This is a genomic window from Pseudomonas sp. BSw22131, assembly GCF_026810445.1.
GTDB lineage: Bacteria > Pseudomonadota > Gammaproteobacteria > Pseudomonadales > Pseudomonadaceae > Aquipseudomonas > Aquipseudomonas huanghezhanensis.
This window is the reverse complement of record NZ_CP113949.1, coordinates 4,746,993-4,763,998: the sequence shown is the minus strand read 5'-3', so window position 1 is coordinate 4,763,998 and position 17,006 is coordinate 4,746,993. Positions and strand designations below refer to the sequence as shown.

The 17,006-nt window shown below is 59.7% G+C and carries 9 protein-coding genes; 5 read left to right on the top strand and 4 right to left on the bottom strand.

What is annotated here, in order from left to right; all coding sequences use genetic code 11:
• Positions 1-24: 24 nt before the first annotated feature.
• Genes recC through recD form a run of 3 tightly spaced genes read left to right on the top strand, consistent with a single transcriptional unit; the run spans position 25 to position 9,286 of the window.
• Positions 25-3,510, top strand: a complete 3,486-nt coding sequence (recC, locus tag OYW20_RS21510; protein ID WP_268797924.1) for an exodeoxyribonuclease V subunit gamma — start codon at positions 25-27, stop codon at positions 3,508-3,510.
• Complete coding sequence (gene recB / locus OYW20_RS21505) at positions 3,507-7,208, top strand: exodeoxyribonuclease V subunit beta (RefSeq protein WP_268797923.1); 3,702 nt, start codon at positions 3,507-3,509, stop codon at positions 7,206-7,208. Before recC ends, recB begins: the two co-directional genes overlap by 4 nt.
• Complete coding sequence (gene recD / locus OYW20_RS21500; protein WP_268797922.1) at positions 7,205-9,286, top strand: exodeoxyribonuclease V subunit alpha; 2,082 nt, start codon at positions 7,205-7,207, stop codon at positions 9,284-9,286. Before recB ends, recD begins: the two co-directional genes overlap by 4 nt.
• A gap of 119 nt (positions 9,287-9,405) precedes the next feature.
• On the opposite strand, the gene OYW20_RS21495 is transcribed toward recD, so the two are convergent.
• From OYW20_RS21495 to OYW20_RS21480, 4 genes are all read right to left on the bottom strand, one after another.
• On the bottom strand, positions 9,406-10,914 hold the full coding sequence (locus OYW20_RS21495) for an amino acid ABC transporter permease/ATP-binding protein (protein ID WP_268797921.1): 1,509 nt from the start codon (positions 10,912-10,914) through the stop codon (positions 9,406-9,408).
• A 151-nt stretch (positions 10,915-11,065) separates the two neighbouring features.
• A complete protein-coding gene (locus OYW20_RS21490; protein WP_268797920.1) occupies positions 11,066-11,884 on the bottom strand; it encodes an ABC transporter substrate-binding protein in 819 nt (272 codons plus the stop codon).
• 77 nt (positions 11,885-11,961) lie between these two features.
• Positions 11,962-13,026 (bottom strand): isopenicillin N synthase family dioxygenase, encoded by a 1,065-nt coding sequence (locus tag OYW20_RS21485; RefSeq protein WP_268797919.1) that lies wholly within the window; start codon positions 13,024-13,026, stop codon positions 11,962-11,964.
• Positions 13,019-13,891 carry a sugar phosphate isomerase/epimerase family protein gene (locus OYW20_RS21480; protein ID WP_268797918.1) on the bottom strand — a complete coding sequence of 291 codons (873 nt, stop codon included), beginning with the start codon at positions 13,889-13,891 and terminating at the stop codon, positions 13,019-13,021. Before OYW20_RS21480 ends, OYW20_RS21485 begins: the two co-directional genes overlap by 8 nt.
• Positions 13,892-14,347: 456 nt before the next feature.
• On the opposite strand from OYW20_RS21480, the gene OYW20_RS21475 reads away from it, so the two are divergent.
• Together OYW20_RS21475 and OYW20_RS21470 are read left to right on the top strand one after the other, a co-directional pair.
• Positions 14,348-14,800: a (2Fe-2S)-binding protein gene (locus OYW20_RS21475; protein WP_268797917.1), complete on the top strand. Its 453-nt coding sequence runs from the start codon at positions 14,348-14,350 to the stop codon at positions 14,798-14,800.
• An 11-nt stretch (positions 14,801-14,811) separates the two neighbouring features.
• A complete protein-coding gene (locus OYW20_RS21470; protein ID WP_268797916.1) occupies positions 14,812-17,004 on the top strand; it encodes a xanthine dehydrogenase family protein molybdopterin-binding subunit in 2,193 nt (730 codons plus the stop codon).
• Positions 17,005-17,006 lie beyond the last annotated feature (2 nt).

Sequence of the window (17,006 nt, the reverse complement as noted above, 5' to 3'; positions counted from 1 at the left end):
ATATCCATTGGCGAAGGAGCAGCTATGCCAGTCACATCCAACCTCAGCGCCGGATTTATGGTGGTGCACGGCAATAGGCTGGATGAGCTGCGCAGTCTGGTTGTTTCATGGATGCGGCTTTATCCGCTTGCCCCGCTAGAAAATGAAATTGCGCTCGTACAAAGCAACGGCATCGCCCAATGGTTGAAGATGGCATTGGCTGAAGACGCGCAGGACGATGATCAAGGTGGATGCGGAATTGCTGCAGCTATTGACGTGCAATTACCCGGCAGTTTTATGTGGCAGCTCTACCGGCTTGTACTAGGCCGAGAAGAAATCCCCGTCACATCGCTGTTGGACAAGGCTCCACTGACCTGGCGTCTGATGCGCCTGCTTCCGGCGCTGATCAATCAGCCGCATTTTGAACCGCTACAGCGCTTCCTTACCTCAGACGCTGACCTTCGCAAGCGCTACCAACTGTCCGAACGACTCGCCGATCTCTTTGACCAATATCAGGTGTATCGCGCCGATTGGCTTGAAGACTGGGCCGCAGGCCGTCACCAGCTGAGAAATGTCACCGGCCAGACAAAACCGCTCAAGCCCGAGAATTGCTGGCAAGCCGAACTCTGGCGTGCGCTGCTGGTGGATGTGGGTGAAGAAGGCATGGCGCAGAGTCGTGCCGGCGTGCACCAGCGTTTCATGGAACGCATCAAAAACTTGACCCAAGCGCCTCTTGGTTTACCTGCACGCGTGATCGTTTTCGGTATTTCATCGCTCCCGGCTCAAGCGCTTGAAGCCTTGGCGGGATTGGCAAAATTTAGTCAGGTGCTGCTTTGTGTCCACAACCCATGTCGGCACCATTGGGCCGATATTGTTGCCGATAAAGACCTCTTGCGGCATGAGTACAAGCGACAGTCGCGTAAACCCGGCATGCCTATGGTGCTCAATCCTGAAGCCTTGCATCAGCACGCGCATCCCTTGCTTGCAGCATGGGGAAAGCAGGGCCGCGACTACATCAATCTGCTCGACAGCCACGATGAGCCTAACGACTATCGCTCAGCGTTTCGGGATGGTCGCATCGACCTGTTCAGCGAGAGCAACCCAGAGACCCTCCTCAACCAACTGCAAGACGACATTCTTGAGCTGCGCCCGCTGAATGAAACGCGTGAGCTCTGGTCGCCTGTCGATCCCAGGAAAGATCGCTCGATACGTTTTCATGTTGCCCATAGCGCACAACGAGAAGTCGAGGTGCTGCACGACCAGCTACTCGCCCGTTTCAACAAAGATCCTGATCTGCGGCCGCGTGACATCATCGTCATGGTCCCTGACATCGACAGCTACGCCCCGCACATTCGCGCCGTATTCGGGCAGCTTGATCGGGACGATCGTCGTTTTATCCCGTTCACCTTGGCAGACCAGGGCCAGCGAGGTCGTGAACCGCTGCTCATCGCGGTTGAGCACCTGCTGAAAATCCCGGACAGCCGCTTTCCTGTCAGTGAAATTCTTGACTTGCTGGACGTGCCTGCACTCAGGGCGCGGTTTGGGATCAGCGAACGTGATTTGCCCACACTGCATCGCTGGATAGAAGGAGCGGGTGTTCGTTGGGGGCTTGATGCGAAACAACGCGCAGGCCTCGGTTTGCCAGAGTCTCTGGAACAAAACAGTTGGCACTTCGGACTGCGTCGTATGCTATTGGGCTATGCGGTAGGAGACGGCGCAGCCTACGAAGGCATTGAGCCCTATGACGAGATTGGCGGGCTCGACGCTGCATTGATTGGCCCTTTGGTTTCACTGATCGATGCGCTCCAGGTTGCCCACAGCGAACTTTCAAAACCGGCCGAGCCAAGCGTTTGGGGTCATCGCCTGCAAGCACTCATGCAGCTGTTTTTCATGGCCGACAGCGAGCACGACGATTATTTGCTTAGCCAATTGGAAACCCTGCGTGAAACCTGGCTGGAGACATGCGAATCAGTGGGGCTGCACGAAGAGCTACCGTTGACGGTGGTTCGCGAAGCCTGGCTCACCGGCCTTGATCAGGGACGCCTGTCGCAGCGGTTTCTGGCGGGATCGGTCAACTTTTGTACGTTGATGCCGATGCGTGCGATTCCCTTCAAAGTGGTGTGCCTACTGGGGATGAACGACGGCGATTACCCTCGCGCACAGCCGCCTCTGGATTTTGACTTGATGGGCAGCGATTACCGCCCTGGTGATCGGTCTCGTCGGGAAGATGACCGCTATCTATTGCTTGAAGCCCTGCTCTCGGCACGCGAGCAGCTCTACATCAGTTGGGTGGGCCGCAGCATTCGTGATAATTCCGAGCGACCGGCCTCGGTGCTGATCGGCCAGTTACGCGATCACCTGTCCAGCGGCTGGAAGCTGGCTGACGCTATCGAGCCGGAGGACGAAAAACAGCGGGATCCCGGCCAACAGTTGCTGCGTAAACTCACCCTCGAGCACCCGCTTCAGCCTTTTAGTGCCAAGTACTTTCACGAGAGCCCCGAGTTCTTCAGCTTTGCTCGTGAGTGGCAGGTATTGCACGAAGCGGCCATCCCCAAGTCCGACCAGGCGCCGCTCATGAAGCATGAGCAGGAAGAGCCGCTGAGCCTGATGCAACTGCAGGATTTTCTGCGCAATCCGGTCAAACACTTTTTCAGCCAGCGCTTGAAAATCTATTTTGAAGTAGCCGAAGCACCGCTCGCCGACGAAGAACCTTTCGTGCTCGACGCTCTTGAACGATATGGCCTCAGCGACAGTTTGCTGCAAGCAGCGCTGCCTCAGAAGGCGCGTATCGAGGACGCATTGCAAGCACAGGCGATTCGCTTGCAGGGCAGTGGTTTGCTTCCGATGGCAGGGTTCGGGACTCGTTTGCAGGCCGAGCTCATGGAGCCGCTGCCTGATCTCGTCGAGCGCTATCACGCGCTATTGATTCGTTGGCCGGAACGTCTGCACAGTGCGCTGCCGGTGAGCTACCAGCATCAAGGTATTGCTTTCGATGGCTGGATTGATGGCCTGCATCGAAACGCGGCGCATGAGCTGTTGTCGATCACCGCCATCCCTAATGCGATCCTCGGAAAGAAAGCGCTCAAATGGCACCGGCTCACCCGGCCATGGGTCAACCATCTGGTTGCCTGCGCATGCGATTTGCCATTGACCACTGCGCTGGTTGCCAGCGACGAAACGCTGCTTTTGCCGCCGCTGGAAAAAGCTCACGCCATCAGCGTCCTCAATGACCTGCTGCTCGCGTGGCAACTGGGCATGCAGCGGCCGTTGCCCGTTGCAGTGAAGACGGCGTTTGCGTGGCTTGAACAGGCGGACGAAGTGAAAGCCGAAGCCGCCGCGCGCAAAGTGTATGAAGGCGACGGCCAGAATACGGACGGCGAACGCCGAGAAAGCACTGCGCTGGCTCGGCAGTTTCCGGAATTCGATGCACTCCTCGACAGCGAAGAATTTGCCGGCTGGTGTGACGCCCTCTACAAACCGATATTTGAAGCGCAGTGGCAAGCTCTGTCCACTCAGGGGGCCGGAGTATGAGCAGTCAAGCGAGCAAGCCGCTGGCCCTGAGTTTTCCACTCAAGGGCAGCCAACTGATCGAAGCCAGCGCTGGCACCGGGAAAACCTTCACCATCTCGGCGCTGTACCTGCGGCTGGTGTTGGGCCACGGCGGTGATCTTTGTGGATTCGGGCGTGAATTATTGCCACCTCAGATACTGGTAGTCACATTCACTGACGCCGCCACCAAAGAGCTGCGCGACCGTATTCGTACGCGTCTGGCCGAGGCCGCCCGATTCTTTCGCGAAGAAATCGAAGCACCCGATGCGCTCATTCTGGACCTCAGAAACGAGTTCGAACCCGGGCGCTGGGCAGCCTGCGCGAGCCGCCTGGACATCGCCGCGCAGTGGATGGACGAGGCGGCAGTTTCGACCATCCACAGTTGGTGCCAGCGGATGCTGCGCGAGCACGCGTTCGACAGCGGCAGCCTGTTCACCCAGACACTTGAAACCGATCACACCGACCTGCTCAACGAGGTCTTGCGCGATTACTGGCGCAAGTTCTGCTATCCCATGACCGATGAAGCGCTGAGTTGGGTACGCGCCAATTGGGGTGGGCCGACGGCCCTGCTGCCGCGCGTTCGCGCACTGTTCGGCAGCGACAGAGACCCGGTAACGCAAAGCCCCGATCAGTTGATTCAACAATCCATCGACGAGCGTCGGGAGGTCCTTAGAGCCCTCAAATCACCCTGGGCGAACTGGGCTGCGGAACTCCACGCGATCTGTATTGATGGTGTGCAGTGCAAGATCGTCGATGGTCGCAAGATTCAGGAGCGCTACTTCAGGCCGTGGTTCGACAAGCTGATCGCCTGGGCGAGCGATGACGAGCAAGAGCAACTTGACCTGGGCGGTGGCTTTACGCGGCTGACCCCGGACGGTATTGCCGAGGCGTGGAAGAGCAATCCGCCTTCGCACCCTGCGTTCGAGGCGATGGTTGAGCTCAAGGTTGCGCTCGATACGTTGCCAACGCCTGATGCGGCAGTGCTTGAGCACGCGGCTCAGTGGGTAGGCGCACGGTTCGAAGAGGAAAAGCGTCGTCGCGCAGAAATGGGTTTCGATGACATGCTGCTGCGCCTGGATGCCGCGCTCAAAAGCACCGGTGGTGAGCGCTTGGCCACCCTTATCCGTGACCAGTTTCCGGTCGCGTTGATCGACGAATTCCAGGACACGGATCCGGTGCAGTACCGGATTTTCGACAGCATTTATCACCTTGAACAAAGCGACGACAACACAGGCCTGTTCCTGATTGGCGACCCCAAGCAAGCGATCTATGCCTTCCGCGGTGCCGACATCTACACCTACCTGCGTGCGCGAAAGGCCACCGAAGGTCGCTGGCACACGCTCGACACCAACTTCCGCTCCAGCCACGCAATGGTCGAGGCGGTGAATCATGTTTTTGGGCGTGCTGAAACCAGCCCCACTGGGCGCGGTGCGTTTCTGTTTCGCACGGCCGATGCCAATCCTGTGCCCTTTGTCTCTGTCGCTTCCCAAGGGCGCAAAGAGCAATTTCAGTTCGAAGGCGAGGCAGTCCCGGCACTCAATGTCTGGCAGCTGGAGACCGACAAGCCAGTGGCGGGCAGCGTGTATCGCCAGCACCTGGCCGCCAGTTGCGCCAGTGAGATTACCCGTCTGTTGAATGCCGGACAGCAGGGCAGTGCCGGTTTTGCGCAGCCTGGCGAGCCGCTCAAGGGACTGCTGCCGGCCGACATTGCGATCCTGGTGCGCGACGGCAAAGAGGCGCAGGCCGTTCGTGCCGAGTTGTCAGCGCGTGGCGTGCGCAGCGTGTACCTCTCGGACAAGGACTCGGTGTTCGCTGCTCAAGAAGCCCACGATGTTTTGGCGTGGCTCAAAGCCTGCGCCGAGCCGGATGCCGAACGCACATTGCGTGCAGCACTGGCCTGCATCACGCTGGACTTGTCGCTGACCGAGCTTGAGCTGCTCAATCAGGACGAACTCGCCTGGGAAACACGCGTCATGCAATTTCGTGGCTATCGGGCGATCTGGCGCAGTCAGGGCGTGCTGCCGATGCTCCGGCGTTTGCTGCACGACTTCAAACTGCCGCAGTCGCTGATGGCGCGTAACGACGGCGAGAGGGTCCTGACCAACTTGCTACACCTGTCCGAACTGTTGCAGCAGGCGGCCGCAGAACTGGATGGTGAGCAGGCGTTGATTCGTCATCTGAGCGAGCACCTTGCCCTGTCCGGACAAACCGGTGAAGAGCAAATCCTGCGTCTTGAAAGTGACGAGCAACTGGTCAAAGTGGTGACCATCCACAAGTCCAAGGGGCTTGAGTACCCACTGGTATTTCTGCCCTTCATTTGCTCGTCAAAGCCGGTCGACGGCAGTCGGTTGCCGCTCCACTTCCACGATGAGCACGGCAATGCCCGCATCAGCCTGAAACCCACTGCTGCATTGGTCGAGCAGGCTGACGATGAACGTCTGGCCGAAGACTTGCGCCTGCTGTACGTCGCATTGACGCGCGCCCGACACGCCTGCTGGCTGGGCGTCGCCGACCTCAAGCGCGGTAACAGCACAAGCTCGGTGCTGCATCGCTCAGCGTTGGGTTACCTGCTCGGCGGCGGCGCAGTTTTGGCCGAGTCCACCGGCCTGAAAATCTGGCTGCAGGCGCTGGCCGAGGGCGCGCCGTCGCTCAGTGTTGAACGTCTGCCCGAGCCGACTCCGGCGATGTTCCACGCTCCGCGCAACGACGCCACACTGATCAAGCCGCGCATGCCCCGGCGCAGTGCGAAGGAGAACTGGTGGATCGCGTCCTACAGTGCGCTGCGGATCGGCGACACCATCACCGACGGCGGCGATCAGTCCCCGGACAGACCGCAGGCGCAGAAGCTGTTCGATGACGAGCGACTGGACCCCGAAGCGCCACGTGAGGTGTTGGTCAGCGGCGGCGATATTCACCGATTCCCGCGTGGGCCCAATCCCGGCACCTTTTTGCATGGACTGCTGGAGTGGGCGGGCGGTGAGGGCTTTTCCGTCGCCGCCAATAACCCGCAGGCACTGGAAAGTGCGGTGGCCAGACGCTGCAATCGGCGCGGTTGGGAAGGCTGGATCGTTACCTTGGTCGACTGGCTACAGCATGTGCTGACGCTGCCGTTTCGCCTGGCGGCAGGCGATCAGCCGGTCGCGTTGTGCGCTCTGGATCAGCCTAACCAATACCGCGTCGAGATGGAGTTCTGGTTTGCCAGCCATAAAGTCGATGTCGCGCAAATGGACGCGCTGGTCAGGCGCTACACCCATAACGGCGCCCCGCGGGCAGCGGTAGAAACCGTTTCGCTCAATGGCATGTTCAAGGGCTTTATCGACCTGACATTCGAGCATCAGGGCCGCTATTACGTCGCCGACTATAAATCCAACTGGCTGGGCGTGGACGATGACGCCTACACCGAGCAGGCCATGGAGAACGCGATCCTGGATAACCGCTACGACCTGCAATACGTGCTGTATCTGCTTGCGCTGCATCGCCAGCTCAAGGCGAGACTGGCCGACTATGACTACGACCTGCACATGGGCGGCGCGCTGTATCTGTTTGTCCGCGGCAACCGTTCGGCGAGCCAGGGCGCATGGTTTACCCGGCCGCCACGGGCGCTGATCGAAAACCTCGATTTGTTATTCCAGGGACAGGGCTTGATGCAAGAAGACGTGTTGTCAGGAGATTTCGCATGAGCCGATCCTTCGCCCATTTGCTGCCCACGCCGCTGGATGCGAAAAGCCTCGCCGACCTGCAACCGTTGACCCGCGTCGACGACTTGCTGTTGTTGCTGGAGCGTTGGGTCGAGCGCGGCTGGTTGCGCGCACTGGACAAGGCGTTTGTCGCGTTTCTCAGTGAGCTGGACCCGAGCGCCGATTCCCTGGTGCTGTTGGCCGCAGCGTTGACCAGTCACCAGTTGGGGCACGGCCACGTTTGTCTCGATCTTTACGAAACCCTCAAAGAGCCTGACTTTGCCTTGTCGCTTCCGCCAGAAGGAGACGCGCAAACCGGGCCCATGTTGCTGCCGTCGCAGTTACTGGTTGCGCTCGACGGTACCGCGTGGTGTCAGGCGCTGGCCAGCAGCACGCTGGTGGCCCAAGCCGGCGATGTCAGCGAGAGCGCCGCGCAAAAGCCGCTGGTGCTGGCGGAACGACGCTTGTACCTGCGACGCTACTGGAGCTATGAGCGGCGCATCGACGCGGCGTTGCATTTGCGTCTGAACCAGGCTGAAGCTGCACCGGTTGATCTGCCACAGCGTCTGGATGCGTTGTTCGGGGATGCGAAGTCAACGCCAATGATCGATTGGCAGAAACTGGCCTGCGCCATCGCCACGCGAGGTGCTTTCAGCATCATCACCGGCGGCCCCGGCACCGGTAAAACCACTACCGTCGTTCGCTTGTTGGCCCTGCTGCAATCACCGGCTGTCGAAGCCGGCAAACCGCTGCGCATTCGTTTGGCCGCGCCCACAGGTAAAGCTGCCGCCCGCTTGACCGAATCCATCAGCCATCAGGTTCAGTCACTGGAAGTCCCTGACGCCGTGCGGCAAAAAATCCCGAGCGAAGTGACGACGGTCCACAGGCTGTTGGGCAGTCGCCCGGGCACACGACACTTTCGTCATCACGCGGGGAATCCGTTGCCGCTGGATGTGCTGGTGGTCGATGAAGCGTCGATGATCGACCTGGAAATGATGGCCAACCTGCTGGACGCTTTGCCGCCGCATGCGCGGATGATTCTGCTCGGTGACAAGGACCAGTTGGCTTCGGTGGAAGCCGGCGCCGTATTGGGTGACTTGTGCCGCGATGCCGAGGCGGGCATGTACAGCCCCCATACTCACGCGTGGCTGGAAGCGGTCAGCGGCGAGGATCTGAGCGACAGCGGCTTGGCCCAGGGCAGCGACGAGCAATACCCGCTGGCGCAGCAAGTGGTGATGCTGCGCCATTCCCGACGCTTCGTGCAGGGCAGCGGTATTGGTCAACTGGCGAAACTGGTTAACCAGCAGCAGGACCATCAGGCCCGTGCGTTGTTGGCCGGCGGAACCTACAAAGACTTGTTCTCGCTTGCGCTGAAGGGCGAGCAAGATCGGGCGTTCAGTCGTCTTTTGCTGGACGGCCACGGCGAGGGCCCGGTGGGCTATCGACATTATTTGAGCGTCCTGGCCTCGCTGCGCCCGATTACGGATGCGGCTTTCGAAGACCCTTGCTGGACTGAGTGGGCGCGATCGGTGTTGCAGGCGTTCGATGAGTTCCAGCTTTTATGTGCCGTGCGCAAAGGGCCATGGGGCGTTGAAGGCTTGAATCAGCGCATCACCCAGTCGCTGTTTGGCGCAGGGCTGATCGAGAGCGATCAGCAGTGGTACGAAGGACGCCCGGTGCTGATGACCCGGAACGACTACGGGCTAGGCCTGATGAACGGCGACATCGGCATCGCATTGCGTCTGCCCGAAGGCGCGCCGGAAGAACAACGCAAGGCGCTGCGTGTGGCGTTCCCGCGTAACGACGGGAGTGGCGGGGTGCGTTTTGTCTTGCCGAGCCGCCTTAACGACGTGGAAACTGTCTACGCCATGACCGTGCACAAGTCGCAGGGCTCTGAATTTGCGCACACCGCGCTGATCCTCCCCGAAGCGCTGAACCCGGTACTGACCAAAGAACTCATTTACACCGGCATCACCCGCGCAAAAAACTGGTTCAGCCTGATCGAGCCGAGGCATGGGGTTTTTGAAGAAGCGCTTCGGCGCAAGGTGAAGCGGCTGAGTGGGTTGATGCTGGACTTGTGATGTCCGCGAACCCTTGGAGCAAGGCTTGCTCGCGAAGCTGAGATAGCGGTGTGTCAGGCACACCGTAATCGCAGCCTCGCTCTGGCTCGTCAGCTCCACAAGGGGTCAGTGATCAGCCATCAAACCCCCATAAACTGCTTGATCCGCTCGCCGCTCTGGGTCGCGCGGATTACCTCGGGCGCTGCGTCCAGTTGCACCACGCCGTTCTCCATGAAAATCACCCGGTCGGAAATCGACATCGCAAAATCCATCTCGTGGGTGACGATCAGCATGGTCATGCCTTCTTTCGCCAGATCGCCGATCACCCTGAGCACATCGCCGACCAGCTCGGGGTCGAGGGCTGAAGTGGGCTCGTCGAACAACATGATCTGCGGGTCCATCGCCAGTGCGCGGGCGATGGCCACGCGTTGCTGCTGACCACCGGATAACTGATGCGGATACTTCAGCGCGTGCGCCAGCAAACCGACCTTGTCCAGCAGGGCGTGCGCACGTTGTTCGCTGATGGCCTTGTCGCGGCCGTGATAGCGCGGGGCGAGGGTGACGTTGTCGAGAATGGTGCGATGAGGAAACAGGTTGAAGCTCTGGAACACCATTCCGATACGCTGCACCCCACTGCGAATCTGCGGCGCGTTCGGGCTATCGCCGGCGTGAATGAAGCCTTCACCGAACAGGATGATCTCGCCCTTATCGATGCTCTCCAGGCTGTTCACCGTGCGAATCAGCGAGGTCTTGCCCGATCCCGAAGGGCCGATGATCGAGATGACCTGGCCGGCATTGACCTCCAGATCAATGCCCTTGAGCACCTCATGCTGGCCGTAGCTTTTGTGGATATTCACCAGTTTCAATGCCGGTGCTGCACCGGGCGCCGAGTCAGCCCGAGTGGTCGAAGAGGGTTTCGCCACCAGCGTCGAACGCAGGCGTTGCAGGCTGGCGTCGTCCAGCGTTTGCGGCTTGCGGTTGCTCAGTTCCAGGTGCTGTTCGAGCCAGTGAAACAGCCAGCCGAACACCGTCACGATCAACACGTAATACACCGCTACGGCTGACAGGGTTTCCATCACCAGAAAGTTTTGCGCGTAAAGGCGTTGGCCCACGGTGAGCAGCTCAGTGAGGGAAATCACCGATACCAGCGAGGTGAGTTTGACCACCGTGATGTATTCGTTGATCAGCGTTGGCAGGGAAATTCGAAACGCTTGCGGGATGACGATCAGACGCTGCAAGCCAATCAGCCCGACACCCAGCGCACGCCCGGCTTCCTTTTGCCCCTTGGCAACCGAAATGAGTCCGCCCCGGTGGATTTCAGCCATATAAGCCGCTTCCGTCACCACCAGCGCCAGCAACCCGGAGTAAAACGGGTTGGACAGCACCTCGCGCGTAAACGGAAACATCTGCGGCAGGTTGTAGACAAACACCACCAACACCAGCAGCGGGACGCTGCGAAAGAACCAGATATAAATCGACGCCGGTACGCTGATCCAGCGCGATTGCGAGAGCTTGGCCGAGGCCAGCAGGAACCCCAACAGCATGCCGATGAACCAGGCGAGCGCACTGAGCTCGATCACCGTGATGCAGGATTCCCAGAAGTCCGAGACCGAAAACAGAGAAAAAAAGTAAGACCATTCAAATTGCATGAACACCTCAAGCAGCCAGCCTGAACAGGAGACCGGATCAAAACCTGTAAGAGCACGCTTGCCCGCGAGGGATGTAACAGACGATAGAAACGTATCGAATGTACCAACGCCATTGCGGGCAAGCGCGCTCCTACAGGGGGAACTCAGCGCATCAGTTTGCCGGTTCTTCCAGGTTGTACTTCTTCAGCAAGGCAGCGTATTCGCCGGACTTCTTGGTTTCGTCGAAGGCTTTGAGCAGCGCCTGATACAGCTCGTCGTTGCCCTTCTTCACGTAGATGCCCAGCGTCTGCTGGTAGATCGAGTGCTCGGTGCTGACCATCACGCGGCCTTTGGTGCGCTCGGCAATCATGCCGGCGGCGCCGTCGATTTCAACCTGGGCCTGAACGTTGCCGGACAGCAGCGCCTGGGTCACTTCAGGGGCGGACGGGAATTCGCTGACCGAAATCGCGCCCTTGTTGTTGGGGATGCAGTACTCGGTCGAGAGCTTGTTGAATTGCGCCACCCATGTGGTGCCTTTCTCAAGACCGACTTTCAGGCCGCACAAATCTTCCGGCACCTTGGGTTTGAGCGGGCTGTCCTTGAGCACCATGATCGCCGCGCCGGTTTTGGCATAGGCGATGGTTTGCGCCTGGGTCTGACGCTCTGGCGTGATGTACATGCCAGAGATGATCGCGTCGTAATGCCCGGCGTTCAGGCTAAGGATCAGGCTGGAAAACTTGGTGTCGACGAACTCGGCCTTGAGGCCCATGTGCTTGGCAAGCATGCGCGACAGGTCCGGGTCGGAACCGACGACGTTTTTCTTCTCGTCGTAGGACTCGAACGGAGGATAGGTAATCTCCATGCCGACCTTGAACTGGCCGGGCGTCACGGTCGACGCAGCTTGCGCCGCCGTAGCACTTAAAAGAGAACCGCCGAGGACGGCAGCGGCAAGCACGCTCAAGCGGACAGCGGTGTTGGGTTTGTTGCGCATCGTCGATGACTCCACGTCAGGAAAGTTAGGCACGGCGGGTTGTGAGCAAGTGTTGTGTGTGGGCAAAGGGCGTTGCATCAGGGCGCGTCCTGGGCCTGGTTTTTCAGGTGGCCGAAACTCGACGGCTTGCGTGCTTTTTCGTACAGCTTTATTTCCCCGGCTTCGACCTTGCTGCGCAGGTACTGATAGGTCTGCAACGCTTGGCCGAACATGTGCTCGCCGATGGTGATCTCTTCGTAATCCTTGCCCGCCTGCGCGAACTGCGGCAGCGGCTTGATCTGGGTATGGAAATCACACGCGTAAAACAACGGGAAGGAGTAACGCTCCTCGCTGACCGTGCGCACCCGATGGGCCGTAGCAACGAACGTACCAGCGGTCATCACCTCCAGCATGTCGCCGATGTTCACCACGAACGCGCCTTCCACAGGCGGTGCGTCGATCCACTGGCCTTGATCGTTCATCACCTCAAGCCCGGGCTTGTCAGCGAGCAACATGGTGAAGCACTCGTAGTCGGTGTGCGCACCGATACCGGGCGCGTCTTGCGCGGCGCCGTCGAACGGATAGTGGATCAGGCGCAGCTTGGACGGCGGACGCGTCACCAGCGCCTCGAAATAGCCCTCTTCAAGGCCCAATGCCAGTGCAAAACCGTCGAACAACCGACGGCCAAGCGCGAAGACCGCCGCATAATAAGCCTCGACAGCGGAACGGAAGCCCGGCAGATCAGGCCATTCGTTGGCGCCGATCAAAGGCGTTTTGGCAATCACAAGTGGGTCTTCGTCGCCCACTTCAAAACCGATATCGAACGCTTCCTTGTGGTCCGGCTTGCCTTTGGCGTAAACCTCTTCGCCTTCGGGCACGAAGCCTTTGTGGCTACGCGAGGTGCCGATGTAGTGCTGCATCTTGTACTCAAGCGACTGCGCGAACAGCTCCTTTGCGGCCTGACGCAACCCTTCGATCAAGGCAGGATCGATGCCGTGATTCTTCACATACAGAAAACCGACTTCGCGTGCGGCTTTACCCAGGTCGTTCGCTACCGCCTGGCGCTGGCCGAGATCGGCGCTGAACAGCCCGGCGATATCCACCACCGGGATACTGTTGAAGTTGGCGACCCCGGCGGCTTTGACGTGATGTTGATCAGGCATGACAAGACGCTCCTTCTCGGCTTGTTGTTGGGTTGAAGCGCTGAAAGTGTTCGCGTTGGGTTTTGGCCATCCACACGTTCAGCGACCACAGATCGGCCACGGGCACATTGGTGAAAGGCAGGTGATGCAGATAGCCGTCGGCACCGAACTCAGGTGTCAGCGTGGTGACCTGATAGCCGCGGGCTTGCTGGGAGCGCCAGATGGCTTCCCAATGCTGTTGATGGAAAGCCAGCGCTTTGGCGTATTCGGGGGCCGCGGGGTGCGGCACTTGCGGGCCTTGGTCGTAACCTACCCGGGCCTGAATGTGATGCACGCGCTCAACGAAAGCGCTGAGGTCGTCTTCGGGGTCATCAAGCAGACGCTCGCAGGTCACGATCCAGTGGCTGATGTCGCTGGTGAAGCGCAGGTCGGGCAACTGACGAATCAACTCCAGCGTCACCCATGGATTGAACAGTGAGCGCGCGCGGTGGGTTTCAAACGTACAGATCTGCCCATGCTTGCGCGCAACGTCCATTGCCCGGCCAAAAAAATCTACCTGCTGCGCCAATGCCCAGCGATCGTTGCCCGCCAGCAGATTCACGAAGCGCGGCGTCAGCTCGCTTGCCCAGCCGAGCTTTTTATCCAGATCGATCAGATGCTCGTCGACCGTCGCCGACTGCTCGGGCAACACGTCATAAGCGGTAAATACGGTGCTGATGTAACCGACATCGTTGGTGCGCAAAAACGCGGCGAATTCAGCGCGTTCACTGGCGGCCAGGGGCAGGCGAGCTTCAAGCCCGTCGAACCCGGCCTCACGCAACTCCTCGAGTGCCTGAGCCTTGCTCGCGGTGTAGCCCCACAGCGTGCGGAAGATTTCCAGCTTCATTGATCGACCCCAAAGATTCCATTGGACAGCTGACACGGCTCCGCCACGGCTAAAACCGGCGCAGGCAATAAACGGCAGTGGCATCTGAAAAAGGCAATCTTTAGGCCGTGTCTCTGCGGACGGGCTCCTTTATTGGAGCCGATCTTAGAGTCGGCCGACGGGCGGAAAGAATAGGAATCCTCAAATGCATAGTTCAGAAATTCCTAAACTATAAAAAGTTGTTTCATAAAGCGTGGGGGAATTCGCTGGCACAAAGGTACTATTAACACTTTGATACATCTTTGATGATGTTCTGGCGCGTGTATTGAACCGCATTCCAGAGCATCGCCCCGTATTCATAAGCCTTGCGGCAACGTCCCGCCGGGCAGTAACCAAGACAGAACCGATACCGCTGTGGACCTGCATCGCCGAGGCGATGTGTCAGCGGGTAACCGTGATCAAGCCAGAGGCTTAGCGATGCAAAAATTACTGATCAATGGTCAGGACCATGAGGTGGATGTCTCAGACGACATGCCGCTGCTGTGGGTCCTGCGTGATGTGCTGGGCATGACCGGCACCAAATATGGCTGCGGCATTGCCCAGTGCGGCGTTTGCACCGTGCATCTGGACGGGCAGGCCGTGCGCTCGTGCGTGCTGCCGGTCAGCGCGGTGGCCGGGCGCAAAGTCACCACCATTGAGGCCGTCGATCAATTGCCGGTCGGCCAGCAAGTGCAAAAAGCCTGGCTCGACCACGAGGTGGTGCAGTGCGGTTACTGCCAGCCCGGACAGATCATGTCCGCCGTGGCACTGCTGCAGGAGCACCCCGATGCCAATGACGAGCAGATCACCACCGCCATGGCGGGGAATCTCTGCCGGTGCGCGACCTACACGCGTATTCGTGCCGCCATCAAAAGCGTCAGCAAAGCCTGAAGGAATTGACCATGACCGATATCAAACAATTGACCACGGCGGTCTCTCGTCGTGGCTTGCTCAAGGGCAGCGCGCTGTCTTTGGGCGGGTTGCTGATCAGCGCCTGGTTGCCGCCGCTGGTCACACGCAGCTTTGCCGCCGAAACCGTCAGCGCCGGGCGTCTGGGTGATGCAGCATCGCCAGGCTTTGGCGCTTTTGTGCGCGTGGGTCGCGACGGCCTCGTGACGCTTATTTCGCCGAAAATCGAAATGGGCCAAGGCGTGCAGACCGGCATCGCCATGATGGTGGCTGAAGAGCTTGAAGTGCCACTGAGCCAGATCCGTATCGAAGAAGCACCGCCAAACGCTGACCTCTATACCGACAACGTCCTGCAATTCCAGGCCACCGGCGGCTCGTCCTCGACCCGTTACACCTGGGAGCCGTTGCGCCGTGCGGGTGCCACTGCACGCGTGTTGCTGATTGAGGCGGCAGCCCTGCGCTGGAAAGTCGCGCCGAGCCAGTGCCACGCCGAAAACGGCCAGGTGCTTGGCCCGAACGGACAAAAAGCCGCTTACGGCGATCTGGTCGAAGCCGCTTCGGGCTTGCCGGTTCCCAAAGATGTCGCCCTCAAGGCCATCGCCGACTTCAAGCTGCTGGGCACGCCTGCACAACGACTGGATACCCCGAACAAGGTCAATGGTTCTGCACAGTTCACCATTGACCTGAAAATCCCCGACATGCTGATTGCGTCCACGCTTACCTGCCCGGTGTTCGGCGGCAAGTTGCGCAGCGTCAAGGACGAGGCCGCCCGCAAAGTGCCGGGCGTGCGTGATGTCATCCGCCTGGAAAACGCCGTGGCAGTGACGGCCACCAACTTCTGGGCGTGCCAACAGGCACTCAAGGCACTGGAAATCGAGTGGGACCTGGGGCCACACGCGGCCGTCAGCTCGGCTGATCTGGACAAGGCATTGCAGGATGCCAGCACCAAAGACGGCGTGTTTGCCAAGCAGACCGGTGACATCGCCGCTGCACTGAAAAACGCGCCCAGCCATTTCGAAGCGGTCTACGAGCAACCGTTTTTGTCCCACTCGCCGCTTGAGCCCATGACCTGTGTGGCCCATGTACGCCCTGACATGTGTGAGCTTTGGGTCGGCTGCCAGGCCCCGGGTTTCGCCCAGATGGGCGCCGCGAAAGTCTGCGGCATGCCATTGGAAAAAGTGGTCATCCACAACCAGCTCATCGGTGGTGGATTCGGTCGTCGTCTGGAGTCGGACTTCATCTTTCAGGCCGTGGACATTGCCCGCCAGATCAGCTACCCGATCAAGTTGATCTGGAGCCGTGAAGAGGACATGACTCACGACAAATATCGCCCTCATTACGTCGACCGCCTCAATGCGGCGCTCGACAAAGACTTGCGCCCGACAGGCTGGGAGCATCGCATCGCCGGGGCTTCTGTGGTGGCAGCGTACGTCGGAAAATTGCCGGAAAACGGCGTGGACAGCGATGCCGTCGAAGTGGCGATTGACCCGGTCTACGCCCTCGACAATCTGCAGGTGCGCTACATCCGCCAGGACCCGGACGTCATCCCGGTTTCGTGGTGGCGCGGTGTAGGACCGTTACGCAGCACGTACGCCGTTGAGTGCTTCATCGACGAACTGGCGCACAACGCCAAGGCCGATCCTGTGGATTACCGGCTGGGCCTGATGCAAGCGCATCCGCGCGCCCAGGCTGTGCTGAAGAAAGCCGCCGAACTGGCCGACTGGAAGACTCCCTTGCCTGCGGGGCACGGACGCGGTGTAGCCGTCAGCTCCGTGTTCGGCAGCTTTGTCGCCACGGTCGTCGAGCTGGAAATGCAGGGCGAGAAGGGCTTTCTCATCAAGCGACTGATCACTGTCGTGGACTGCGGCTTCGTCAACAACCCCACCTCCGTAGCATCGCAAATGGAGGGCGGCACGCTGTTCGGCCTGTCGGCTGCGCTGTTCAATGAAATCCTCGTCGAGAATGGTCAAGTGGTGCAGAACAACTTCCACGCCTATCGGCAGATCCGCATGAGTGACGCGCCGCCTGTAGAGGTCCACTTGATCAGCAGCGCCGAGAGCCCTGGTGGTGTCGGTGAAACCGGTGCAGTTCCGGCCGCCGCAGCGCTGGTCAACGCGTTGTACGCCGCCAGCAAAAAGCGTGAACGCCGATTGCCACTGAGCCGCTTTGGCTATTTCACTGTATGAGG

Coding starts and splice junctions, on each gene's coding strand:
- recC (WP_268797924.1), top strand. CDS start 25: ATGCCAGTCACATCCAACCTCAGCGCCGGATTTATGGTGGTGCACGGC.
- recB (WP_268797923.1), top strand. CDS start 3,507: ATGAGCAGTCAAGCGAGCAAGCCGCTGGCCCTGAGTTTTCCACTCAAG.
- recD (WP_268797922.1), top strand. CDS start 7,205: ATGAGCCGATCCTTCGCCCATTTGCTGCCCACGCCGCTGGATGCGAAA.
- OYW20_RS21495 (WP_268797921.1), bottom strand. CDS start 10,914: ATGCAATTTGAATGGTCTTACTTTTTTTCTCTGTTTTCGGTCTCGGAC.
- OYW20_RS21490 (WP_268797920.1), bottom strand. CDS start 11,884: ATGCGCAACAAACCCAACACCGCTGTCCGCTTGAGCGTGCTTGCCGCT.
- OYW20_RS21485 (WP_268797919.1), bottom strand. CDS start 13,026: ATGCCTGATCAACATCACGTCAAAGCCGCCGGGGTCGCCAACTTCAAC.
- OYW20_RS21480 (WP_268797918.1), bottom strand. CDS start 13,891: ATGAAGCTGGAAATCTTCCGCACGCTGTGGGGCTACACCGCGAGCAAG.
- OYW20_RS21475 (WP_268797917.1), top strand. CDS start 14,348: ATGCAAAAATTACTGATCAATGGTCAGGACCATGAGGTGGATGTCTCA.
- OYW20_RS21470 (WP_268797916.1), top strand. CDS start 14,812: ATGACCGATATCAAACAATTGACCACGGCGGTCTCTCGTCGTGGCTTG.